23 protein-coding genes are annotated in these 23,166 nt (G+C 45.9%); 12 read left to right on the forward strand and 11 right to left on the reverse strand.

Annotated features, from left to right (window positions below; translation table 11 throughout):
- The first annotated feature begins 13 nt into the window (after positions 1 to 13).
- Positions 14 to 1,858 carry a cobaltochelatase subunit CobT gene (cobT, locus tag R3D86_12595; protein ID MEZ5759051.1) on the forward strand — a complete coding sequence of 615 codons (1,845 nt, stop codon included), beginning with the start codon at positions 14 to 16 and terminating at the stop codon, positions 1,856 to 1,858.
- Here cobT and R3D86_12600 read toward each other — a convergent pair.
- Positions 1,855 to 2,706, reverse strand: coding sequence for a cupin domain-containing protein (locus tag R3D86_12600; protein ID MEZ5759052.1), 852 nt, complete (start codon positions 2,704 to 2,706; stop codon positions 1,855 to 1,857). The genes cobT and R3D86_12600 overlap by 4 nt on opposite strands.
- Before the next feature lie 64 nt (positions 2,707 to 2,770).
- Here R3D86_12600 and R3D86_12605 point away from each other — a divergent pair, with 64 nt between their 5' ends.
- Entirely contained in the window at positions 2,771 to 3,022 is a 252-nt protein-coding gene (locus R3D86_12605) for a GIY-YIG nuclease family protein (GenBank protein ID MEZ5759053.1), read from the forward strand.
- Here the strand turns inward: R3D86_12605 and R3D86_12610 are convergent.
- The gene (locus tag R3D86_12610) at positions 3,003 to 4,400 is read right to left on the reverse strand and encodes a sulfatase-like hydrolase/transferase (GenBank protein MEZ5759054.1); all 1,398 of its coding nucleotides are present in this window, start codon (positions 4,398 to 4,400) and stop codon (positions 3,003 to 3,005) included. The two genes, R3D86_12605 and R3D86_12610, sit on opposite strands and share 20 nt — an antisense overlap.
- A 172-nt stretch (positions 4,401 to 4,572) precedes the next feature.
- Between R3D86_12610 and R3D86_12615 the strand changes: the two genes are divergently transcribed.
- Both R3D86_12615 and R3D86_12620 read left to right on the forward strand, forming a co-directional pair.
- On the forward strand, positions 4,573 to 4,818 hold the full coding sequence (locus R3D86_12615) for a GlsB/YeaQ/YmgE family stress response membrane protein (protein MEZ5759055.1): 246 nt from the start codon (positions 4,573 to 4,575) through the stop codon (positions 4,816 to 4,818).
- A 35-nt stretch (positions 4,819 to 4,853) separates the two neighbouring features.
- Positions 4,854 to 5,867 carry an MsnO8 family LLM class oxidoreductase gene (locus R3D86_12620; protein MEZ5759056.1) on the forward strand — a complete coding sequence of 338 codons (1,014 nt, stop codon included), beginning with the start codon at positions 4,854 to 4,856 and terminating at the stop codon, positions 5,865 to 5,867.
- Between the two features lie 45 nt (positions 5,868 to 5,912).
- Here the strand turns inward: R3D86_12620 and R3D86_12625 are convergent, their stop codons facing one another.
- Entirely contained in the window at positions 5,913 to 6,908 is a 996-nt protein-coding gene (locus R3D86_12625; protein MEZ5759057.1) for a hypothetical protein, read from the reverse strand.
- 167 nt (positions 6,909 to 7,075) lie between these two features.
- The gene (locus R3D86_12630) at positions 7,076 to 7,573 is read right to left on the reverse strand and encodes a super-infection exclusion protein B (protein ID MEZ5759058.1); all 498 of its coding nucleotides are present in this window, start codon (positions 7,571 to 7,573) and stop codon (positions 7,076 to 7,078) included.
- A gap of 126 nt (positions 7,574 to 7,699) precedes the next feature.
- Between R3D86_12630 and R3D86_12635 the strand changes: the two genes are divergently transcribed.
- From R3D86_12635 to R3D86_12645, 3 genes are all read left to right on the forward strand, one after another.
- The gene (locus R3D86_12635) at positions 7,700 to 7,864 is read left to right on the forward strand and encodes a hypothetical protein (protein MEZ5759059.1); all 165 of its coding nucleotides are present in this window, start codon (positions 7,700 to 7,702) and stop codon (positions 7,862 to 7,864) included.
- Between the two features lie 144 nt (positions 7,865 to 8,008).
- Complete coding sequence (locus tag R3D86_12640; protein MEZ5759060.1) at positions 8,009 to 9,079, forward strand: fumarylacetoacetate hydrolase family protein; 1,071 nt, start codon at positions 8,009 to 8,011, stop codon at positions 9,077 to 9,079.
- 72 nt (positions 9,080 to 9,151) lie between these two features.
- Positions 9,152 to 10,294: an alpha-hydroxy acid oxidase gene (locus tag R3D86_12645; protein MEZ5759061.1), complete on the forward strand. Its 1,143-nt coding sequence runs from the start codon at positions 9,152 to 9,154 to the stop codon at positions 10,292 to 10,294.
- Positions 10,295 to 10,306: 12 nt separating this feature from the next.
- Here the strand turns inward: R3D86_12645 and R3D86_12650 are convergent, their stop codons facing one another.
- From R3D86_12650 to R3D86_12680, 7 genes are all read right to left on the reverse strand, one after another.
- Positions 10,307 to 11,509: a dicarboxylate/amino acid:cation symporter gene (locus R3D86_12650; protein MEZ5759062.1), complete on the reverse strand. Its 1,203-nt coding sequence runs from the start codon at positions 11,507 to 11,509 to the stop codon at positions 10,307 to 10,309.
- Between the two features lie 24 nt (positions 11,510 to 11,533).
- Positions 11,534 to 12,268, reverse strand: coding sequence for a polyphosphate kinase 2 (ppk2, locus tag R3D86_12655; GenBank protein MEZ5759063.1), 735 nt, complete (start codon positions 12,266 to 12,268; stop codon positions 11,534 to 11,536).
- Complete coding sequence (locus tag R3D86_12660) at positions 12,265 to 12,579, reverse strand: DUF2834 domain-containing protein (GenBank protein MEZ5759064.1); 315 nt, start codon at positions 12,577 to 12,579, stop codon at positions 12,265 to 12,267. Before R3D86_12660 ends, ppk2 begins: the two co-directional genes overlap by 4 nt.
- Positions 12,580 to 12,648: 69 nt before the next feature.
- The gene (locus tag R3D86_12665; protein ID MEZ5759065.1) at positions 12,649 to 14,160 is read right to left on the reverse strand and encodes a YifB family Mg chelatase-like AAA ATPase; all 1,512 of its coding nucleotides are present in this window, start codon (positions 14,158 to 14,160) and stop codon (positions 12,649 to 12,651) included.
- Between the two features lie 70 nt (positions 14,161 to 14,230).
- The gene (locus tag R3D86_12670; protein ID MEZ5759066.1) at positions 14,231 to 15,211 is read right to left on the reverse strand and encodes an amidohydrolase family protein; all 981 of its coding nucleotides are present in this window, start codon (positions 15,209 to 15,211) and stop codon (positions 14,231 to 14,233) included.
- 34 nt (positions 15,212 to 15,245) lie between these two features.
- Complete coding sequence (locus tag R3D86_12675; GenBank protein ID MEZ5759067.1) at positions 15,246 to 16,625, reverse strand: sodium-dependent transporter; 1,380 nt, start codon at positions 16,623 to 16,625, stop codon at positions 15,246 to 15,248.
- A gap of 11 nt (positions 16,626 to 16,636) precedes the next feature.
- Positions 16,637 to 17,623 carry an amidohydrolase family protein gene (locus tag R3D86_12680; protein ID MEZ5759068.1) on the reverse strand — a complete coding sequence of 329 codons (987 nt, stop codon included), beginning with the start codon at positions 17,621 to 17,623 and terminating at the stop codon, positions 16,637 to 16,639.
- Positions 17,624 to 17,778: 155 nt separating this feature from the next.
- Between R3D86_12680 and R3D86_12685 the strand changes: the two genes are divergently transcribed.
- From R3D86_12685 to R3D86_12705, 5 genes are read left to right on the forward strand one after another with little or no spacing between them, the layout of a single operon-like run.
- Positions 17,779 to 19,197 (forward strand): PLP-dependent aminotransferase family protein, encoded by a 1,419-nt coding sequence (locus tag R3D86_12685; GenBank protein ID MEZ5759069.1) that lies wholly within the window; start codon positions 17,779 to 17,781, stop codon positions 19,195 to 19,197.
- 54 nt (positions 19,198 to 19,251) lie between these two features.
- Positions 19,252 to 20,196: an arginine deiminase family protein gene (locus R3D86_12690; protein MEZ5759070.1), complete on the forward strand. Its 945-nt coding sequence runs from the start codon at positions 19,252 to 19,254 to the stop codon at positions 20,194 to 20,196.
- Positions 20,197 to 20,205: 9 nt separating this feature from the next.
- On the forward strand, positions 20,206 to 21,561 hold the full coding sequence (locus tag R3D86_12695) for an amino acid permease (GenBank protein MEZ5759071.1): 1,356 nt from the start codon (positions 20,206 to 20,208) through the stop codon (positions 21,559 to 21,561).
- The gene (locus tag R3D86_12700; GenBank protein ID MEZ5759072.1) at positions 21,558 to 22,343 is read left to right on the forward strand and encodes a BtpA/SgcQ family protein; all 786 of its coding nucleotides are present in this window, start codon (positions 21,558 to 21,560) and stop codon (positions 22,341 to 22,343) included. Before R3D86_12695 ends, R3D86_12700 begins: the two co-directional genes overlap by 4 nt.
- A 2-nt stretch (positions 22,344 to 22,345) precedes the next feature.
- Positions 22,346 to 23,164 (forward strand): PfkB family carbohydrate kinase, encoded by an 819-nt coding sequence (locus R3D86_12705; GenBank protein ID MEZ5759073.1) that lies wholly within the window; start codon positions 22,346 to 22,348, stop codon positions 23,162 to 23,164.
- The last annotated feature ends 2 nt before the right edge of the window (positions 23,165 to 23,166 follow it).

Consider the following 23,166-nt stretch of genomic DNA (forward strand, 5'->3'; position numbering starts at 1 on the left):
GGGTTTCAGACAGGTGAAAAAAACCAACCTACGCAATTTGGAGGATTTTAAAAGGGCCGTATCATCAACGGTACGTGCCCTTGCCAGTGATGCTGAAATTGAAGTCAGCTTCGGTACCGCCCCCGCCCCTGCCGCGGGACAATTGCGTTTGCCAATGGTTTATTCCGATATGTCGGTTGAGGAAATTGCCGAACTGCGTGGCAAAGGTGACAGCTTTTCTCTCCATCGACGGTATCACCGGGATGATCTTCATCACAAATATATGCCCAAGGGTGATCTGGCCCAACAGGTCTTTAACGCGATCGAGGATGCCAGGGTTGAAGCCATTGGCAGCAATGAAATGAAGGGGGTCGCCAAAAACCTTAAAGCCCATATTGAAAAACAGTATAAAGATAAAAATTTTGAAGAACTGGCAAATACCGATAAAAAAGCGCCGCTGGGCGATGTTCTAAAACTGTTGGTGCGCGAACGTCTGACAAATGAGCTTCCGCCATTATCAACCAGAAAAGCGGTTAATAAATTGCGTTTCGAAATTGAAGAAAAGGCCGGTGACCATCTTGACGAACTGGCAAAATGCATAAATGACCAGGATAAATTTTCCATTCTGAGCCGGAAAGTCATCGCCGATCTGGACCTTGCCCGTGAATTTGACCCGGATGAAGAGCCGGATGATAAGGGCGGAGATCAGCTTGACGAGCAGTTTGAACAAACCGACCAGTCCGAAGACGATATTGAAAATGAAATGGACCAGACCGAAGACGGCAGCGAAGAAGGAGGCGAGCCATCCGAGGAGCAGGTAGATGATAATGCCAGTGGTGAACAGAACGGGGAAATGTCCACTGAAGAGCTGATGGAAATGCTTAAGCAGGCACAGAATGAGAATGCCGCCCCGCCAAGAAATGATAATGACCCTTTCGGACTTTATTCAACGGGGCCGGGATATCGCGTATATACCCGTGAATTTGATGAATGTATCGCCGCCGAGGAGCTTTGCGATCCGGAAGAGCTGGCCCAGCTTAGAAAAAAACTGGATCAACAGCTTTATCATCTGCAGGGAATGGTGGCCAAGCTTGCCAATCGGCTTCAACGGTTTCTGATGGCGAAGCAGACACGGTCATGGGAGTTTGATCTGGAAGAAGGCATTCTGGATACTGCCCGTCTGACCAGGGTCGCAACAAACCCGATGCATCCGCTTTCCTTCAAAGTGGAAAATGACAGTGATTTTAAAGATACAGTTGTTACTTTGCTGATTGATAATTCAGGCTCGATGCGTGGCCGACCAATTTCAATTGCCGCCATGTGTGGGGACATTCTTGCCCGCACGCTGGAACGCTGCGGCGTTCGTGTTGAAATTCTCGGCTTCACCACCAAAGCCTGGAAAGGTGGCAAATCACGGATAAAATGGACCGAAAATGGTAAACCGGAAAACCCGGGACGGCTTAATGACATTCGCCATATTATTTATAAATCGGCCGACAGCCCCCTGCGCCGCTGCAGAAGCAATCTTGGCCTGATGCTTCGCGAAGGATTGCTTAAGGAAAATATTGATGGGGAAAGCCTGCTTTGGGCCCATAACCGACTGATTGCCAGACCGGAGGAACGCCGTATTCTGATGGTAATATCGGACGGTGCCCCTGTTGATGACAGCACATTATCATCAAACAGCGCCAATTATCTGGAAGACCACTTAAGGCATGTTATAGAGGTTATTGAGAATAAATCCCCCATCAAACTGTTGGCGATCGGCATTGGCCATGATGTCACACGCTATTATAAAAATGCCATAACCATTATGGATGCTGATCAGTTGGGCGGCGCAATCACCGATCAACTCGCCAATTTGTTTGATGACAGTTAATCATCTTTCTTAAAATAGTCCTTAAGCCATTTTTCAAACTGATCAGAATTTAAAGCGGATTTCAGACTTTCCCTGAAATTTTCCACTTCCTTCGCCGAAATTTTGTTTCCTGCCGACCCTGCATCAAGCTGATCACCATCATAGCGCTGATTGATCATATCCTGCTCTTCGATGAAAAGAGCATATTCACCGAGCAGTTCCGAAATGGTCGGCCCCAGAAAGCCTAACGAAAAAGTCAGGCTTTCCTCAATCGTTTTCCCGGAATGGGCAAAATAGGGTGGAATATAAAGCACATCCCCTTCTTCCACTTCAATGACTTCCCCATCAAAATCATCAGCAAGAACCTTTATATCCAGTCCTGGAATATATTTTTCATGCATGACTTTCTGTTGCCCGACTTTCCATTGGCGCCGGCCGGTCCCCTGAATAAGAAACACATGATAACTGTCCAGATGCGGACCAACCCCGCCACCCGGCGGCGAATAGCTAACCATCACATCATCAATCAGCCAGCATGGTGAAAAGGTAAAAGCATCAATTATCTTTTTTGTTGGCGGATGATTTTTTTCAACATCCTGTACCAGAAGGCTCCAGCCTTCCTCACCAAGCGTACTGAATTTATCTTCTTCAAAAGGACCATGCTCACATTTCCAGCTCATTGAATAGATAATTCTTGAGCGGACATCTTCCTCAAGCGAAAGTCCTGCAAGCTCATCAGCCGTAATCAGGTCATCCAATATGTCCTGTGGCAGTGCATTTTTGACAAAAAAGGGTTTTTTATTCCAGTATTTACTGTAAAAATCCTCTATCCCCGGCAGGGATGGAATCTGAATGGTCTTTATGTTCATATTGGGTCGCTTGATCATTATCATACTTTAAAATGCGTTATAGCATCAGGGAAATAAAAATTAAATGTCTGACTGGCTTCTTTATATATTAAAATGTGGCGACGGCAGCCTTTATACCGGCATTACCAATGACCTTGAAAAACGCCTAACCGATCATGAAACCGGAAATGGCGCCAAATACACCCGTGGGCGCGGGCCATTTCAGCTTGTCTATTCGGAAAAACTCAAAAACAGAAGTGAGGCTTCAATTCGCGAAGCGCAAATTAAAAAATTAAGCCGGACAGAAAAGCAGCAGCTTATAAATCAGGATCATTAATCTCCGTCATCCATTTTTTAAGCATCGCTTCAAGGTCTTTTCTGATCTGCTGATGCTCATCCACCGCAATCAGATTTTCTTTTTCTTGGGGATCGGTTTTCAGATTATAAAGCTCGTCCAGCAGTTCCGCATTTGCGCCCTGCTTAAAGCGTTTGATCAGTTTCCAGTCCCCGAACCTGACCATCCGCAGGTGGGCAATGCCAAAATTTTCCATATTATACTGGGCGAATACGGGTCTGGGTGCTCCCTCTTCTTTTCCTTTCAAGGCTGATGAAAGATCATGACCGACCGTGGTATAATCTTTCGGAGCTTGAAGCCCTAGCATACTAAGGATCGTTGGGTAAATATCCGTATTGGATACCGGCATTTCAACGACCGAATTTGATTTTGCCACACCGGGCCAGCGGATGATCATCGGTATTGTTATGGCCTCTTCAAACAGATTGGCGATATTTTCACTGCCGACCACATGATCACCGGCAATGGCCCCCACCGCGCCACGGCCGAAATATCCATGCTGACCGATCACCATGCCATGATCACCGGCATAAATAACAATTGTGTTTTCAGAAAGCCCCAGACGGTCAAGTTCAGCCAGAACCTCACCCACAGCCCGGTCAAGCGCATGGACGGCCCCATAATAATTATGGGTCATTTTTTTAAGCCATGCCCGGTCAATACCCGGCTCATCCGGCACGTCCGGGTCAACATTTCTGACCGCGTCAATATCCTCTTCCGGCACCTCATACCATGGGCGCTGGGGTTCGCGGAACATAATGGTCAGGGCAAATTTTTTATCCTTGTTACTGTTCAGAAAGTCTTTGGCATAACCGACAAACAAATCCGACGTATGACCCTTTACCTCCCTGACCTTTCCATTTTCATCAAGGATCGGGTCAAACGCTTTTGAATCCTGCTCATAGCCGACAAAATAATCAAACCCGCGTTTTAACGGGTGCCTTTCTGTCGCTTCGCCCAGATGCCATTTACCGATCAGGCCGGTTTTATAACCCTGTTTTTTAAGGACTTCCGGCCATAAAACTGCCGATGTTTCAAGACCACGATCCGCATATTTTTCGTTCAGCATCAGAAAATCACTGACGCCCACCTGACTGGGATATTTTCCGCTCCAGAAAGCGGCACGACTGGGTGAACATACGGGTGCGGCGGCATAGGCATTTGTGAAGCGCACACCTTCGGCTGCAAGCTGGTCAAAATTCGGAGTAACGGCTTTTTTGTCTCCATAAGCCCCCATCACTCTTCTGGCATGGTCGTCAGGGACAATGGCCAGAATATTCCACTGTTTTTCCGCCAGAGCCATACTCAACGAAAAAAAATATCCGACTATAATAAAAACCAAATAGGCAAGTTTCTTCAAAACTCTTGTTCCCTGAAATTCCCCGCTTCAAATCATATCCAATATAATAATTTTTAACAGACAATTTTTATTAAATATTGATCACATTAAGCACCAAAAATAATAAAGATTGCTAAATCTTCACTTTCTGGCACAATATTCAGGCAAGTTAACAAAATAGAGAGGGAACAACATGAACGGAATTATTGGTTCAATTATCATTGGGGCTATTGCCGGCTGGCTTGCCGGAAAATTCATGAAAGGGGCCGGGTTTGGCATACTCGGCAATATTATCGTCGGTATCGTTGGTGGTATCGTTGGTGGTTTTGTATTCGGCATGCTTGGTATTTCTATGGGCAATGCGCTGATCGGATCGCTGATTACTGCCACCATCGGTGCCGTGATACTCCTATTTATAGTAGGACTGGTGAAAAAATAGCCTGAACGGATGATCGGCAATAGAACTATAAAAAAATGATAAAATTATCCGTTGTTGATCAGTCGCCAGTTCAATTTGGATCAGAAGATAAAAGGCCGGCGCCGCAATTATCCGCGACGCTGGCCAAATTTTGTGAAAAATGGGGCTATCACCGATACTGGCTTGCCGAACATCATAATACCCATTATTTTTCAGGTCCCAGCCCCGCTCCGTTAATCAGCCATATTGCCACCGTGACGGAAAAAATCCGTGTCGGGAGTGGTGGTGTGATGCTGTCTCATTATAGCCCATATATGATTGCGGAACAGTTCAGGCTGCTTTCCACATTATTTCCGGACCGCATTGATCTAGGAATTGGACGCGCACCCGGCGGGGACGGGTTGGCCAGTATGGCGTTGGCCTACCCGGGGAGTGCCACTCATGGTGAGCTTTATTCAAGGCAGGCTTTTGATCTTAGAAATTTATTATATGGTGAGCTTGAAACTGATCATCCCTTTAAGAATATTATAGTTTCCCCCTATCAGGATTATAATCCGGAACTCTGGATGCTTGGTAGCAGCGGCGGCAGCGCCGCCCTTGCCGGACATCTGGGCTATTATCTTTCGCTTGCCCTGTTCATCGCGCCGACAGGACAAAAATATGACATTATAGAAAATTATCTGTCGGCATACGAGAATGCCGGACATAAACATAAGCCAAAAATAATGATTGCGATTGGTGCTTACTGCGCCGAGACGGCGGAGGAAGCCGAATTTATCGCCGCCCCTCAGCTTTATAAAAAAACGGTTCAGCAGACCCGCGGTCTTGATAGTGGCTGGATCTCGCCGGAGGAAGCATTAAGAGAGATTGACAAATTTTCTGACCGTGAACTAAGGCTCTATAATCTGCTTAAAGAAAGTTTCGTTATTGGATCGCCAGAAGAATGCGCAGAAAAAATCAACGGGCTTGCCGCCTATTGGCATACGGATGAATTTGCCATCCTGACCGTGACCCATGATTTTGAAAGCCGCTTAAAAAGCTATCAGCTTCTGGCCTGTCAGATTATATAAACAATTTTTTGATAACTATCAATGGAATGAGATTTGTATTTTATTTTAACTAAACTTTCTACCCAAAACATCAAGCTTTTCATACATTTTTTTGTTAGTGAATTCTGGATATGTTAGATTCAAAAAATCATTCCAAAAATTATCAGTATTTGGAAATACTTGCTTTTTGTGGAATTGTCTAATACGTTCAATTTTATTCAAATCCACTAATTTTGCATTTGGGTGTTCTTTTTCCGACCATACATCTACCCTCTTAACATAACCAATAAAATTGTTTAATTCAGCATTGCGATTCAGAATATTAGAGTTATCCAACTTAAATTTTTTATGTGCATATTCCATCAATTGAACCTGACGCTCTCCATTGAGATTTTCCAGACCATATAAATCTATAAATCTCTCTTTTTGTGTAGGATTTATTATGAAATAATCAGGCTCTTCCTCAACCTCAATATATATATCTCCATCCTCCCCAAAATCATCACTCGGTGAACCTCCTCCATAATAAATTTTATTTTCCTCTTTTAACTTTTTGTACTCACCATTTTTATTATTTCCATCTTCTAAGTCGGCACTTTCTGTTTCACCTTGTTCTTCTTCCAACTCTTCAATCTTAGCTTTTTTATTGAGCACTTCCTCCCGCAACTTTAATGCTTCCAATTCCACTTTCAAAGTCTTTGCCTGTTGACCAAGTTTTTCACGCTCCCAAACTCCGTCTTTTTGGGCCGTGAAACTAAGTCCTATCTCAATGCCTTTTAATTGAACAAATTGTACTGCTGATTCAATATATGGAAGGAGGCAAGCATAAAGTGATCCAATTATAATTGCCCAGAAAACAGTATAATACAAATGTATATGTGAAGGATCACTATAATACCATTCGATATACTTTATTTTTACAAGTGGTTCTAAATCAGAAGTAAAGAAAAAATAGATCATTTTCCAATTAAAGATTATCCAGAAAAAAGCTATACTTCCAAGTAATGGATTTGTAATTCTAGTTTTAAATACCTCAATTAATGATTTAATTGCATTTACCATTTCAACCCCTCAAGTTAAATATTGAAACTTCATTGTATTATATTAAACTTTTACTGCTTGGAATTCTACGGTTAGGTTTGGATAAAGAAATTGTGCTTTAAAAATGTCATGTTCAGTTTATTTATAACTAATTGGTTTTTAGACAAAAACGTTTCAAGCTGTTCTTGCTAATCCAATAATTGTGTGTTTTTAGTTAAATGGTCTCTAGCCCAAGGTTGCAAAATATATGGAAAATTCAAAACTCCCGATGAAACTTCACTAGCTCTTAGTATGATACCTTTGTGTTCAAGGGAGCAAACAGTTCCATTTGCTACAAAAGCGATTTGTGAATCAACATTCTCCACAATATATGGTCGCAAGAACTCTTTTTCATTAGAAGAAAGGTTAGTTAATGCTTGTTTTGATGCTCTATTTATAGAATTACTTTGAATCTTATTTACCACAATTTCAAATAGTTTAATCGCCCACATAGAAATTACTGCAACACTGGAAAACAAAAAAATAAAACCTATAAAAGTTTTATACTCGGATTGGATATTATTTATACCAATTCTAGCGATAAATTCGTCTGGGCCAAATAAAATAAATCCCGTACAAGTGGCTATAATGAAGAGTGTCGTAGCACTTTTTTCAATTAATTTTGCAAAAAAACCTAGTATATCCATATAAACTCCCCAATCTCTTCTTTTAAAGCTAGGTTCCAGTCTAACTGAGGCTATACATAAATACAAATTGAATACTAACCTAGCATAATTTTTACTATTTCTGGATAGAAGCAATTACTTAATCTATTGAAGGAAAGTTTCGTTATTGGCTCTCCAGCAGAGTGCGCAGAAAAAATCAAAGGGCTTGCCGACTATTGGCATACGGATGAATTTGCAATCCTGACCGTAACCCATGATTTTGAAAGCCGCTTAAAAAGCTACCGGCTGCTGGCAGAAGAAGTTGGTTTATAACAATTTTGATATATCAGAACTCATAAATATCACATTGACAGCATAGCATTTTTGCCATTAGCCTGATTACAGCGGACAATCTTTACAAAAAATGGGAGGTTGGGTTGTCCGGATCATCATAAAAAATTACGACAGGAGATCGTTATGAAGCATTTTCTCGTCCTATTATTCACTTTCATTAGCAGTGCGGCATATGCCGCCGTGCCCAGCAGTTCGCCGGATACGCCTTTTAAACTGGCCACATTTGATGCAGATGGCATGACCCGGATTGGATTGGTTTTAGGCAACGATACAGTTCTTGATATTCGCGGCGCAAATGCTGCACTAAGCGCGGCTGAAAATATGAACTATGCTCGAATGCCGCGCAATATGCTGTCCCTGATTGAAAATTATGATCATATAAAATCGCGTCTTTATCAGATCGCCAATTATTATAATGGCAAAGCTGATGGCCGTTCATTTGCTTTCAAGCTTTCGGATGTAAAATTGCAGGCACCGATAAAATGGCCCTATAATATTGTTGCGGCGGCAGCAAATTATCAGGATCATACCCGTGAAATGTCAACCGCTGATCGCCCGGCCTTAAAGCCGGTAGACCCGGATGTTGACCCACCGGTCTTTTTTGCAAAATCACCCCGGTCCACAATTCTGGATCCCAATTCGGAATTTCCTATTCCCAAAGGACCGCCGCTTGGCCGCGCCTGGGATTTTGAAAATGAACTGGCCGTTATTATCGGCAAAAAAGCGGACAGTGTCAGCCTGGAAGATGCCAAGGATTATGTATTCGGTTACAGCATTATTTTCGATGTCAGTGCCCGGGCCGATCCAAATTTCCCGCGCCAGGAACATGGCGGGTTTAACTTTGGCACCAATTGGTTTGAAGGGAAAAGCCGGGATAACGCCGCCCCGTTCGGCCCCTTTATCACACCGAAGGAATTTATCGGCGATAGTGCCAATTTAAATATCAGAACCGTGATTAATGGTGTTGAAAAACAAAATGGCAATACCAAAGATATGATTCATGATGAACCAAGACTGATCAGGCATGCGACATCGATCCTAACCCTGTATCCGGGTGATGTGATTATGACCGGCACACCGTCGGGGGTCGGGGCCGCGCGTAACCCGCCGGAATTTCTCCATCCCGGGGATCATATTGAAATGTCCATTGAAAAAATCGGCACACTGGTAACAAATATTACGGAGGAAAAATAAAAGAGCATATTTTTAAGATGTTAAATCATTCTGTCTCTTGTCGGTGGCAGGGCTTGTCGTTAAGATGCTGAAATGTTTGGACCAAATATAAATAAATGTCTTAATATTAATGACTTTCGTGACGCAGCCCGCCGCCGCGCCCATAAAATGGTCTTTGACTATATTGACGGGGGCGCGGACGATGAAAAAACCCTTGCCCGTAACATTGATGCCTATGATGATTATGAACTTTTATATAAAGTCCTTTCCGGCGTTGATAACCCGGATTTATCAACCAGCCTTTTGGGCCAGAAAATTGATGTTCCGTTTATTCTTTCCCCCTCTGCCGGGAATAGACTGTTCCATGATCATGGGGAACGCGGCCCGGCACTGGCCGCCCGGCAAGTCGGCACGATTTATTCGCTTGCCACCCTTTCATCAATCAGTATCGAAGAAATCGGAGCCCTGACCGATGGGCCGAAATGGTTTCAGCTTTATGTCTGGAAAGACCGGGGACTGGTTAAGGAAATGTTGGACCGGGCCAAGGCCGCCGGCTTCACGGCCATGATCCTGACTGTTGACCTGCCGATAGCCGGCAACCGGGAACGCGACCCCAGAAACGGTTTTACCATTCCACCAAAAATCGGCCCAAAACAAGTCTGGCAGGCAATCAAAGCACCAATGTGGTCACTTGATTATCTGGTTAAACCCAAAATCACCTATGCCAATCTTTCCAGCACCACGTCGGCCATAACCCTTAATAATTTTATTCAGAGCCAGATGGACGCAAGCTTTAACTGGCAGGATGCCGAATGGCTGCTGGGGGAATGGAACGGACCGTCCGTCCTCAAAGGCGTGGTCAGAACCGATGACGCGGTCCGCGCCGAACAGACCGGCTTTAACGCCATTTCCATTTCAAATCATGGCGGACGGCAGCTTGATACTTCCCCCGCACCGATTTCAAGACTTGAACCGATCAGGGACGCGGTATCCGATAAAACCGAACTGATTGTTGATGGCGGCATCCGGCGTGGTACTGATATTTTAAAGGCCCTCGCCATGGGCGCCAATGCCGTCAGCTTTGCCCGTCCCTATCTTTATGGTCTGGCCGCTGGTGGTGAAGCCGGGGCCATCCGCGCGGTCGAGCAAATCAGAGATTCCCTGATCCGTGATATGATTTTGCTTGGTGCACCGTCCATCAGTGCCATTGATAAATCATTTATCAAACTGAAATAGCTATTTATAAAATCATTCTTCGATATAACGGTCCATGACCGCCGCAGCAATCAGATCACCCCAGACATTGAGTGTCGTATGGGCCCGGTCAAGAAACCAGTCCACGGACAATATAAGGCCAAACCCTTCGACCGGAATGCCGATCACGGACATTATCATCAAAGTCATCAGATAGCCGCCCTGCGGAATTCCGGCAGAGCCGAATGCCGCCAGTACGCTGAGCAGGATAATGGTCAGATAATCATCGGACCCTAGGGATATACCGTAAACCTGGGATAAAAATATGGCGGCCGCCGCCTGATAAACGGCGGAGCCATTCATATGGATGGTGGAACCCAGCGGTATGACAAAACGGATCGCGCTTTTTTTCAAGCCGTGCTCCTCGGTATATTCAATACAGGTGGGCATGGTTGCCGATGAGCTGGATGTACTGAAGGCTGTAATCACCGCCGGCATAACATCGCGGATATAGCCAAGCCCTTTTCCTGTTAAGGCTTTCATGACAAAAAAGAGCAATATACCCTGAAGAATAAGTCCGCTTACAACAGTCAATACATAAGCGCCCACGGCGCTAAAACCGGAAATCACCGCGGCGCCGCCACCGGCCTGGGCAATCGGCAGGGCGACAAGGGCAAAAATTCCAAAGGGCGATAGATACATAATCCATCCCACTATTACCATCATAACGCTGTTTATTGCTTCAAAGAAGTTAACAATGACTTTGCCCTTTTCACCGATCACTGTCAGGGCAGCCCCGAAAATTACTGAAAATACAACAAGTTGCAGCAGTTCCATATTGGCGGCGGAAGCGACTATATTGGGTGATATCATACCGAGTAGCACGTCACCGACACTTGCGCGGGACTGGGTAATATCGGCGTCAGGAATTGTGTTCAGCTGAAAATTTGCCCCCGGATCAATTATTTCAGCAACAGTGATACTTAAAACGGAGGCGATAATCATCATCACAACAAAAAAGCCAAGGGTAATAGCGCCGGATCGTCCCATATGACGGATATCGCCCAACGATGAAATACCGGTAATGATGGCCGCAACTATCAGCGGCACCAGAATCATTTTAAGGGCGTTTAGAAATAATGTCCCCATCCATGAAAACATCAGCGCGTCTTCGCCCATCGTCCAACCGGTAATAACCCCGAGAATGACGGCAAAAATAATGACATAAAGCAATTTTACGGAATGATCTTTTGCCATTTTCCCTTTTCCCTCCCTGCTTCCTTACCTGCCATAGGAAAAGATAATATTTTCATCCGGTGCCTTAATCCGGCTTTCCCCGTCCGGATAATCAACATTGGCCATGATATGCCTGATCACATTGAGCCTGGCAGTCTTTTTGCTGTCGGTTCGTACAATGTACCACGGCGTGATCGGATTATCGGTCCGCTTGAACATTTCATTCTTCGCCGCAGTATAATCGTCCCAATGCTCTATGGCGACCTCGTCAATCGGGCTGATTTTCCATTGTTTTAGGGGATCAGTGCGGCGTTCCTCAAGCCTTTTTGCCTGCTCATCCTTTGAAATATCAAGATAATATTTCAATATCTGAATACCCGATTTGACCAGCATCTGTTCAAATGTGATGACCGTATTGATAAAATCCTCATATTCACTGTGACTGCAAAATCCCATCACCCTTTCAACCCCGGCACGGTTATACCAGCTCCGGTTCATCAGCACCATTTCCTGTGCTGACGGCAGATGGCCGACATAGCGCTGAAAATACCATGAACTCCGGTCTTTATCCGATGGTTTTCCAAGCGCCACAACCCGGGTTTCCCGCGGGCTTAAATGCTGAATGATGCGCTTGATTGTGCCGTCTTTTCCGGCGGCATCCCGCCCTTCAAAAATAATCAGAATTTTACGGTCATAACTGATGATATCCCGCTGCAGCTTAACCAGTTCAATCTGCAGCTCACGCAATTCCGATTTATATGCTTCTTCAGTAATACTCATCCGTTACCTCCTGCTTTTTCACGGGCATAAAGATAGGCCGGGAGCGCGCAGCTCAAACCCACCGTCAGATTTAAAACTATAAATAAATAAGGATTTGGGCCATTTGATTTTTTTCGCACATTAAAAATATAAATCCAGAAAACCAAAGAGGAAATAACAAGATCAGTGGTAAACCCGGCCGTTGCACCATTTGAAAAAAGGGCACTGATAAAATTTGGGATACTTATCCCTTCCTGCTCAAAAAACTGACCCAAAAATATAAATGGAATGATTGCGCCGACTATCGCCAATATAAGATATAAATTTTTCATCTGCCAAACCCTCCCCGATCATATCTAAACTTTTAGCAGATTGGTAAAAGGCCGTCACCTTTTTAAAGGTTAACGCATCTGCCTTTTCTGACGAAAGCCGATCGCTTCGGAAAGATGAACTTTATTGATATTCTCCGCCCCGTCGAGATCGGCAATGGTGCGTGCTACGCGAAGGACGCGGTGATAGCCACGTGCCGTCAGTTTCATCATTTCCACCGCACGCATCAGAATTTCGCGGCACTCATCATCAAGCGCGCAGACCGCTTCAAGCGCTTCGCCGTCCACTTCCGCATTTGAGGAAACACCCTCAAGGTCAGCATATCTCTGCTGCTGGATTTTCCGTGCCTTTGCCACCCGCCTGGCCACCTCTTCGCTGCCTTCGCTCGCGCTGGGCAGTGCCAGGTCATTGGCACTGACCGCCGGCACCTCGATATGAATATCGATACGGTCCATCAGTGGGCCGGACACTTTTGACTGATAATCTATCGCACATTTGGGAACCCTGCTGCAGGCAAGCGCGGGATCATCAAGATGGCCGCATCTGCAGGGGTTCATGGCTGCAACAAGCTGAAATCTTGCCGGATAGGTCACATGTTTATTGGCGCGCGCCACCACAACTTCACCAGTTTCAAGCGGCTGACGAAGACTGTCAAGCGCCACACGCTGAAATTCCGGCAATTCGTCAAGAAACAAAACCCCATGATGCGCCAGCGATACTTCACCGGGCCGCGCCTTTAACCCGCCACCGGTCAGTGCCGCCATCGACGCTGAATGATGGGGGTTTCGAAACGGTCGCTTTCTTGAAATATTATGGTCAGTCAGGTTCCCGGCAATGCTGTCTATCATGCTGCTTTCCAGTACTTCCGCCGCGCTCATCGGTGGCAAAATGCCCGGAAGCCGCGCCGCCAGCATTGATTTACCCGATCCCGGCGGTCCGGTCATACAGATGTTATGACCGCCTGCCGCCGCAACCTCCAGCGCGCGTTTGGCGCTTTCCTGTCCCTTAATATCCTTTAGATCAAGATGAAAAGCCGGGGTATCATCGATCACTGCTTCTGGTGGGCTGAGTTGCTGCTGCCCTTTTAAATGATTGATCAGGGACAGTAAATTTTCCGGCGCAATGATATCAATATTCTGCGCCCATGCCGCTTCACCGCCGGTTGCCGCCGGGCAGATAAGTCCCAGATCCTCCCCACTGGCGGTAAGGGCCGCCGGCAACACGCCTGGCACCGCCTGAATGCGCCCGTCAAGACCCAGTTCCCCCAGCACCAGATATCCCTCCAGTGTATCACTGGGGAGTGCCTCCATCGCCACCAGAATTCCTAATGCTATTGGAAGGTCAAAATGGGATCCTTCCTTCGGCAAATCGGCGGGCGCCAGATTAACGGTTATCCGCTTGGGCGGCAGGGCAAGCCCGATCGCGCTTAGGGCCGAGCGCACCCGTTCGCGGCTTTCCGCCACCGCCTTATCTGGAAGCCCGACAATGGTAAAGGATGGGAGGCCGGAGGCAACATGAACCTGAACATCAACCAGCCTTGCTTCAATTCCCAGAAAAGCAACCGTTCCGATATGTGCAACCATATGAGTATCCCCCCAAAAGACCACTTAAACCAGCCGCAACCCTACCAGAATTTTTAAATTCGGCACAAGACTAAATATTAAAAACTTTCAATGCATTACCGGAACGGATTGCTTTACACTGATCATCGGCTAGCAGCGCCGTGTTGGCAAATGCCCCTTTGGTGTCAAACACCTGATGCGGCCAGTCGGTACCAAACATGACATGCTCGTGACCAACAATGGAAATAAGATACTGCATTGCCCGTGGATCATAGTTGATACAGTCATAATAAATATGACGAAGATAATCTGTCGGCTTTCTTTTCATTTTGCGGCGCTCGGCAAGCTCCACCTCATCCCCTTTTTCAAAGCGGCCCACCAGATAGGGAAGCGCCCCGCCCCCGTGGGATGCGATCAGTTTAAGGTTTGAATATTTATCAAAGAAACCATCAAAGATCATCCGTGTCACCGCGAGTGTGGTATCAAACATAAAGCCCACAGACCAGCTTAAATCATATAAGCCCATATCCATGGAAAGCGCTCCGGGCGGGTCAGTCGGGTGCAGTAATACGGGCAGGCCGCGCCGGTCAATTTCGGTCCAGATCGGCGCAAATATCGGATCGGTCAGGCTGCGCCCGGCGATATTGGCCAGCACCATAACCCCGCTCGCACCCAAAGCACATGTCCGCTCAAGTTCCTTTACCGCGCGCTCGGGATATTCCCATGGCAGGGACGTATACCATCGGATCCGGTCCGGATATTTGTTCTGTGCCTCAACCATGCTGTCATTTGAAGCAACGGCTGCCTTGCAGCTAATTTCTTCTCCACCCCAGTAAACATTCGGGCAGGTCAGCGAAACAATAGAAATATCAATACCGGTTGCGTCCATCTGTTTAATGCGCAGATCATAATCAAAATGACCAGGCTGCGGGAAGGCAACAGGGGTATTTTCCTTGAATATTTCCTCCTTGCCATCCGGGCGCAGCTGAAGATTATATTCGCCGCCGAACTCGCGCAGAATTTCGTACCATTCTTTGGTATAGGCATGTGTGTGGACGTCAATGACCGTCATTATTGTAACTCCTGTAAATACTTAGATTTATTTATTAATTATAGAAACTGGCGATAAATACAATTGCAATAGCACTTGGCACAAGATAGCGCACGATAAAATGCCAGTATTTATAATATGTTGGGTTGGTGTTGTTGGTGAATTCCTCGCGCCGCATTTTTTCCGTGATCATCCAGCCGACAAAAATGGATATTAATATTGACCCCAATGGCATCGCAAGATTAGCCGTCAGATATTCTACCGAGCCGAATATGGTCAGATCTTTTAATGAACTGATAAATGAAAGCGGTCTGATTTCCGACCAGATATTAAAGGAAAAAACATTAAAAAGCCCTACCAGCCATGTCGCAATGCCAACGATCAGTGCTCCGGCCACGCGGCTTACACCGCGCTGGTCCTTAAACCATGCCACCACCGGTTCAAACATGGATAGGCCGGTACTAAGAGCCGCCAGCAACAGAAGCGTAAAAAACAGAATTGCAAAAAAATCACCGCCCGGCATTTGCCCGAAGGCAACCGGAAGGGTCACAAACATTAACCCTGGTCCCTGATCCGGCACAAGACCATATTGGAAAACTATGGGGAAAATCATCAGCCCCGCCAAAAGTGCAACAACCGTATCCATTCCGGCGATAACCAGACTTGAACGTGGAATTGAAACATTATCGCCGATATAGGCACCATAAACCAGCATCCCTGCACCGCCGACGCTTAATGTCAGAAGTGCCTGCCCGACAGCAAGCAGGATCACAGACATGTTAATTTTGCTGAAATCCGGGGTAAACAGAAAATCAATTGCGGCGGCCGCATTCCCGTTTATAAGTGAATAAATTACCAGGCAAAACTGAATGATAAATAAAGCCGGCATGATCATCTTCACCGCTTTTTCAATTCCCTTACGGATGCCTTTACCGACAATGAACATAATAAGTCCCATAAAGACCCCGTGCCACATCGACATACGCACCGGGTTTGCTTTGATATTGTCATAAAGCATTCCGGCATTTGACGCATTAATACCGTCAAAACCGTCAGTTATAGCAAAAGATAGAAAATCAAGAATCCAGCTGGCAACAACACTGAAAACGGTCAGCAAAAAATAAGCACTTAAAACCAGCAGCCAGCCAAGAGCCCCCCATTTAGGGCTTAATCCTTCCTGCGTGGATACTTTTTCAAGACAAAGTATCGGGTTGCACTGGCCGCGACGACCAACCATAATTGTGGCAATAAGGGCAGGAATGGAAATTACCAGAATGAATGCCAGATAAATGATTATAAAGGCCCCGCCGCCATTCTCACCAACCAGATACGGGAAACGCCACAAATTTCCTAGTCCGATTGCACTGCCCAGTGCCGCAAGAATAAATGCAAATTGAGAAGACCAGTGTTCATTTGCGGTAACATTATCTGACATTTCCAATTCCCCTATATTTTAAATATACGCTGTGCATTTTCACTGCGAATTTTATGTTTTGTTTTTTCCGGCAGATTATTTACCCGGCCGAGGCATCCGGCCATGTCCCCAAGGTTAAAAGGATAGTCGGACCCATAAAGAACATGATCTTCCCCGCCAACATGTACGCATAGCTCAAGCGCTTCTTGCGCGTAAGTGACGCTGTCATAATAAATATGCTTTAAATACTCACTTGGATGCCTGCTGATTTTCACCTTGGCCCGTGCAGTCGTGTCAAATACACGGTCAAACCGCCCGGCAAGATACGGAAGCGTTGCCCCGGCATGGGAAGCAATCAGCTTCAGGTTAGGATAACGGTCAAAAAAACCATCAAAAATCATTTTTGAAACGCAGAGTGTTGTATCAATCATAAATCCCGTGGATGCGATCAACGCATATCGATCAAGCTCCATCAGTTCGGTACCGATTGGAAAAGTCGGGTGAACCAGAACCGGAAGTGACCGGTCATCCAGCTCCTGCCAGACGGGAGCAAAAAAAGGATCAGTTAGATGTCGCCCATTAATACTGCCATGGACAATCGCCGCCACCGCCCCCAAATCACAGGCCCGTTTTAATTCCTCCACCGCCAGATCAGGATGTTCCCATGGCAGGACAGCCATCCAGCGAATATGTTCAGGAAAATCCACCTGCGCCTTGGCAAATTCATTATTCGTCATTACTGCCGCTTCCAGGCTTTCATCACGACTGCCCCACAAAACACCGGGAGGCGGCATTGAAACAACTGCCATATCCACCCCCGCTTTTTCCATATTTTTAATACGAAGCTCAAAATCAAAATGGGGCGGCTCCAACACACAAAAGCTTGCCCCCTTGTAGCATACTGTCCAAGGACTATCGAGGCCGACTTCCACCGTCAAATCAGGCCCCCCTTTCCTCATTAATAAATCAAGCCAGCCAGCCGTATACATATGTGTATGTACATCAATAACTTTGCTCATTTATCCCCTTACTATTTGTGAATTTTTTCTCAACTAAAACTCTATACTTATTCACTAAACCAGTATAGAGTTAGAAAAACGAAATTTTACCAGTACAGTTTTGATCAATTTATAACTGTACCTAACTTTTTATGTAAAATTGTACTGCAATGTTGATGAACAAAACCCTCTATAGCCAAATTGCTGCCAAAATTGCCGAACAGATTGAAAATGAAGTTTACCTGCCCGGGGATAAATTACCCTCAATCAGAAAAGCATGTCAGCAATTTAAGGTTAGCGTTTCAACCATTCAGCAGGCCTATACCCAGCTTGAAAATTTATATCTTGCGGAAGCGAGGCCCCAGTCCGGTTATTATGTTCTGGCACAGAATGAAAATCTGACCGAGGAACCGGAAATGACCGATACGGGAACACCGATCCCGGTTTCGGTAAATGACGGTATTTTTCAGGTGATCAAGGAAACGGAAAAATTTAAGTATAATTTTGGTGCGGCTTATCCTCATCCCGATTTTCTGCCCGTTGCTCAGCTGCAAAAAACGATCCGGAAAATTTCAAGACACTATTTAAAGGAAGTCTTGACGACAGGCTCATCGATTGATGTTAATTTACTGCTCAGGCGCCAGCTGGCCCAGCGAATGACCTATGCCGGATGTCAACTGTCTGCCGCTGATATTGTCACGACAAGCGGATGCAAGGATGCCCTTTCCCTGTGCCTGAATGCTGTTGCAAAAAAAGGAGACATAATCGCTATTGAATCTCCGGCATTTCCCGGGCTTCTTCAAACCATTGAAGCCTTGGAAATGAATGCACTGGAAATCCCGACTCATCCGAAAGAAGGGATCAGCATTGATGCTTTAAAGCTGGCCCTTGAACAATGGCCGATCAAAGCCTGCGCCCTGATCCCCACTTATAATAATCCGCTTGGATCATCCATGCCCGAGGATAATAGAAAGGCATTGATTGAACTTCTTAAGATGCGCGAAATACCGCTGATTGAAGATGATCTTTTCGGTGACCTTGGCACCTATGGACGACGCGCAAATGCGCTTAAATCCTATGACCGGGATGGACTGGTACTCAATTGTTCATCTGTATCAAAATCATTGGGCCCGGGGCTAAAAGTCGGATGGATTTCTCCGGGGCGGTATTTAAAAAAAATTCAGAAACTTAAATTTTTAAACAGCGTAACGGAATCAACCTTATCACAAATGATTGTCGCTGAGTATTTTGCGACAGGCAATTATGACAAACATATTCGGCGTATCCGGAATATTTATGCCCAGAATAGAAAACTGATGGCCGCATGCATTTTGGAACATTTCCCCAAAGGCACAACAATTTCAAATCCATCCGGCGGGTATATGCTTTGGGTGGGACTACCTGCCGGATTTAATACCTGGAAACTTTATAATCTGGCGATTAAAGACAAAATCTCATTTCTACCGGGTATATTATTTTCCCCGACAGGCAAATATAATAATTTTTTACGCCTTAATGCCGCTATCCCCTGGAACAGTGAAACTAAAAACGCCATTATAAAATTGGCAAAACTATCATCCCAAGCAATAGATTGACAGCGACTATCAATTCCGCCTAACGTGCTAAATAAAAAAGCCAGGAGTAAATTAATGGGGAATATGTCATGGGGCGTAAAAAGCGCCCATGGAAACCTTAAATCAGTTCTGATGCACCGTCCCGGTGTTGAAATAGATGTCGTTACCGAAGAAAATAAAAAAGTTTTTAATTTTGATGAACCCGTGAACCGCGAAATATTCCAGTCGGAATATGACATTATGGTGGGACAGTTTAACAGCCATGGTGTTGATCCGGTTTTTCTGACAGATGTCCTTAAAGACGACGAAGACAGCATCAATTATATAAAACACCGCCCGAACATGACCTATACACGCGACCTTGCCGCGGTGTTTAAAACCGGTGCCGTCCTGATGGGACCGCACCTGCTTGGACGCTGGGGTGATCAGGATATTGTCGGCCGTGCCTTAAAAAAACTGGGCATTCCCATTCTTGGCTCAATTGATTGCCCGTCCTTTCTTGAAGGGGGCGGTGTTACGATGATCGGTGATAACACGGTTGTGGCCTCCATATGTGACCGCGCCAATCAGTCAGGGACCCGGGATCTGCGTAATCTGGTGCTGGGTGAAAATGCTAAATATTTTCTGGAAGTGCCGCTGCCACCCGGTCATATTCATATTGACGGGCTTTATATGACCCTTAATGATGATCTGGCAATCTGCCACAGCCCTGCCCTTAATATACTGCCATGCAAACTGTATCAGGCTGGCGTTTCCGAGCCACGCCATATCATGTTTAATGAATTCCTTGGCGAACGGGGCATTAATATCATTGAAATTAATGAGGAAGAAATGCGTGGCGGCCATCTTAATCTGGTAGTGACACATCAGGGTAAAAAAGCAATAGGTTTTGAATGCGCGGAGCGCCTTTCAAATGAAATGGCTAAATACGGGTGGGAAGTTTCAACCTTCCCCTCAGATACCCTATTCAAAGGGAACGGGGGTGCCCACTGCATGACAATGCCCATGCATGTAACTTAAGGAGCAAAAATGAGCCTGCAGAGAAAGCTTGGATTTACCACCATATTCGCCATCGTGACCGGAAATATTATCGGCTCCGGATTATTCTTTACCCCGGGCGAACTGGCCGCGGTTGCCGAAGCAGAATGGCAGGTTTATTTCTTCTGGGCCTTATGCGGTTTTATTGTTCTTTGCGGTGCCCTGACCTATGCCGAGCTTTCCATTCTTCTGCCGCGTCCCGGGGTAATGTATCATTCGCTTAACGAAGCTTATGGCCCATTTGCCGGCTTTTTTCAGGGCTGGGTGCAGATTCTGATCAGCGGTCCCGGGTCAATTGCCGGGGCATCCATATTTTTTGGCGAACTGGCCAATCAGGTTCTTGGCATTGAAAATAATGAACTCAGGCTTATGTGGGGGGTCCTGGCCATTATATTTTTTGCCATTGTCAACCTTCAGGGCATATCAATGGGTGGTAAAACCCAGGTGATCATTACCACCGCCAAACTGGCCGGGATCATGGGGCTTATTATCGGGGCCATATTTTTTGCTTCCCCCATCGAATGGGTCAGTGAAACGGCAAAAGCAACAACGGAAATTGATCTTTGGAGTACGATGCAGTTTATCGGCCTTGGTGTCGGCATTGTTCTTTTCACCTATGACGGCTGGGCCGACGCCTCACATTTGGCCGGCGAAGTTAAGAACCCAAAAAAGAATTTACCGCTTGGTATCGGTATTGGTGTGATGGCCGTGATAGCCATTTATCTTTTGATTAATTATGCCTTCTTAAGCGTGGTGCCGCTTGACTTCATGCGCGATAATCCAACTATTGTTGCGACCACCGTGGCTGAAGCGGCTTTTGGATCAAAAGGGGCAATAGTCATCCAGATCCTTATATGGATTTCCATATTCGGAGCTATCGGCGGGCTGGTCATGTCCATCCCGCGGCTCTATTATGCCACCGTATCCGACTTTACCGAGGATGCCTCAAAAACATTCATGGGTCCGTTTTTTAAGGCGCTATCCTATCTTTCGCCGAAAACATCGGTGCCGTCAGGATCAATCATTTATTCGGCGGTAATGGCGATTATCTTCCTGCTGTTTTTTGGAACCTTTGCCAAAATCGTCAATTTTCTGGTGGTGCCGCTCCAGTTTATCAATATCTGGATTGTTTCCAGCATATTTATCTTGCGTCCGCGCTTAAGCAAACCTGACGATTTTAAAACGCCACTTTACCCGCTTGTGCCGCTGATTTTCATTTTTACAATGTCAATTCTAATCATAAGCGCACTTATTTATAACACGGAACAAAGCCTTTATGGCATTGCGCTGTCTCTAACCTCCATCCCTGTTTATTTCATTCTAAAGAACGCAAAATCAAAACCATGACCAATTTCAAATCGCTTTTTAAAAATGAAAAGCCAATCATTGCGATGATTCATTTACCACCGCTGCCGGATTATGAGAACTCCCCCGGTATGGATGCCATTATCGAAAGTGCCCTTCATGATTTAAGCATCCTTGAAAAATACGGCATTGACGGTGCGTTGATTGAAAATGAATATGACAGACCCCACCGGGTTAAGGCAGAACCGCAAACAATCAAGGCTATGACCGAAGTGACCAAAGCTGTGGTCAAGGCCAGTAGAAATTGTGTCATTGGTGTGGAAATACTCCTGAATGATGCTAATGCTTCCCTTGATGTAGCGAAAGCAGCCGGGGCACAGTTTATCCGAACCGACTATTTTGTTGACCCTATGTCCCGACCCGAATATGGCGAATTTGACATTGACCCGGAAGCGGTCATCAAATACCGGAAATCCATTGATGCAGAAGATATCCTGATCATGGCGGATATTCAGGTTAAATATGCAAAAATGCTTGTTAAACGCACCATAGAACAGTCGGCAAAACTGGCCACAGACCATCATGCAGATGCCGTCGTTGTCAGCGGTGATGCCACTGGTGATGCCCCGGTTATTAATGACCTGATCAATGCCGGCAAAGGCGCGGGTGTCCCCGTAATCATCGGCAGCGGCACCGATGCGGACAATGCTGTTGAGCTATTATCCCACTGCGACGGCGCCATTGTCGGCACGGCCCTGATGCAGGATCAAATTGTCAATGCAGCACGGGTCGAAAAATTACTGAAAGCTTTGGGAAGGCTATAAAAATGAAAATAGCATGCGTCGGCGATTGCGGGGTTGATCGCTATCTTCCCTCAAACAGGCTTCTTCCCGGTGGTATCACCGCCAATTTCACACGCCAGGCACGCCGCTGCTTCAAGCCGGATGATGAAATCAACATTATTTCCATGGTCGGTGATGATGACCCGGAAGCCAGGGTTGCAGTGGACGCCGTCAATATCGACGGTATCAATTGCTACATTAATACCCATCCGGGTTCCACGCCCGTACAATATATTGAGATCGGGGAAAGGGGGGAAAAAATTTTTACCAGATACGACCCCGGTATCCTTGAATATTTTGATCTGAACAATATGCAGCGGGATGTGATACAACATGCCGATCTGGTGATGACCCCGGTTTACTGGCAAATCCATAATGTTTTTGAAAAAGTTCTCGCCTCGCCCATCTCTGGCACACTGGCCGTTGATTTTTCGGATTTTTCCACCGATCCTGATTTCGACCTGCTTGAACGAAACATCGAAAAAATAGATATCGCCTTTTTCGGTCTAAACCATAATCAGACTGAAATGATCAGCCGCATAACCACAATTGCAGAAAATACAAATAAGCTGATGGTCATTACGTTAGGGGATATGGGCAGTATCGCCATAATAGGGCAAATTAAAATCAGCCACCCCGCCGTGCCCGTCGATCAGGTGGTTGATACCACCGGAGCCGGCGATGCCTTCGCTGCCGGATTTTTATCAAGCTATATGCATGATCAGAAAATTGATCTGGCCCTTGAAAAAGGCGCGATCATCGCCGCCGAAACCATTCAGCATGTCGGTTCGGTCCCGACCTGATT

The sequence above is a fragment of the Emcibacteraceae bacterium genome, from assembly GCA_041396985.1.
Classification (GTDB): Bacteria; Pseudomonadota; Alphaproteobacteria; order Sphingomonadales; family Emcibacteraceae; genus Pseudemcibacter.

Bases quoted from the DNA above. Each gene is read 5' to 3' on its own strand.
- R3D86_12615 (MEZ5759055.1), top strand. From the start codon at position 4,573: ATGAACGGAATTATTGGTTCAATTATCATTGGGGCTATTGCCGGCTGG.
- ppk2 (MEZ5759063.1), bottom strand. From the start codon at position 12,268: ATGAGTATTACTGAAGAAGCATATAAATCGGAATTGCGTGAGCTGCAG.
- R3D86_12625 (MEZ5759057.1), bottom strand. From the start codon at position 6,908: ATGGTAAATGCAATTAAATCATTAATTGAGGTATTTAAAACTAGAATT.
- R3D86_12685 (MEZ5759069.1), top strand. From the start codon at position 17,779: ATGAACAAAACCCTCTATAGCCAAATTGCTGCCAAAATTGCCGAACAG.
- R3D86_12695 (MEZ5759071.1), top strand. From the start codon at position 20,206: ATGAGCCTGCAGAGAAAGCTTGGATTTACCACCATATTCGCCATCGTG.
- R3D86_12675 (MEZ5759067.1), bottom strand. From the start codon at position 16,625: ATGTCAGATAATGTTACCGCAAATGAACACTGGTCTTCTCAATTTGCA.
- R3D86_12700 (MEZ5759072.1), top strand. From the start codon at position 21,558: ATGACCAATTTCAAATCGCTTTTTAAAAATGAAAAGCCAATCATTGCG.
- R3D86_12640 (MEZ5759060.1), top strand. From the start codon at position 8,009: ATGAAGCATTTTCTCGTCCTATTATTCACTTTCATTAGCAGTGCGGCA.
- R3D86_12605 (MEZ5759053.1), top strand. From the start codon at position 2,771: ATGTCTGACTGGCTTCTTTATATATTAAAATGTGGCGACGGCAGCCTT.
- R3D86_12630 (MEZ5759058.1), bottom strand. From the start codon at position 7,573: ATGGATATACTAGGTTTTTTTGCAAAATTAATTGAAAAAAGTGCTACG.
- R3D86_12690 (MEZ5759070.1), top strand. From the start codon at position 19,252: ATGGGGAATATGTCATGGGGCGTAAAAAGCGCCCATGGAAACCTTAAA.
- R3D86_12645 (MEZ5759061.1), top strand. From the start codon at position 9,152: ATGTTTGGACCAAATATAAATAAATGTCTTAATATTAATGACTTTCGT.
- R3D86_12680 (MEZ5759068.1), bottom strand. From the start codon at position 17,623: ATGAGCAAAGTTATTGATGTACATACACATATGTATACGGCTGGCTGG.
- R3D86_12620 (MEZ5759056.1), top strand. From the start codon at position 4,854: ATGATAAAATTATCCGTTGTTGATCAGTCGCCAGTTCAATTTGGATCA.
- R3D86_12650 (MEZ5759062.1), bottom strand. From the start codon at position 11,509: ATGGCAAAAGATCATTCCGTAAAATTGCTTTATGTCATTATTTTTGCC.
- R3D86_12665 (MEZ5759065.1), bottom strand. From the start codon at position 14,160: ATGGTTGCACATATCGGAACGGTTGCTTTTCTGGGAATTGAAGCAAGG.
- R3D86_12705 (MEZ5759073.1), top strand. From the start codon at position 22,346: ATGAAAATAGCATGCGTCGGCGATTGCGGGGTTGATCGCTATCTTCCC.
- R3D86_12670 (MEZ5759066.1), bottom strand. From the start codon at position 15,211: ATGACGGTCATTGACGTCCACACACATGCCTATACCAAAGAATGGTAC.
- R3D86_12600 (MEZ5759052.1), bottom strand. From the start codon at position 2,706: ATGAACATAAAGACCATTCAGATTCCATCCCTGCCGGGGATAGAGGAT.
- R3D86_12660 (MEZ5759064.1), bottom strand. From the start codon at position 12,579: ATGAAAAATTTATATCTTATATTGGCGATAGTCGGCGCAATCATTCCA.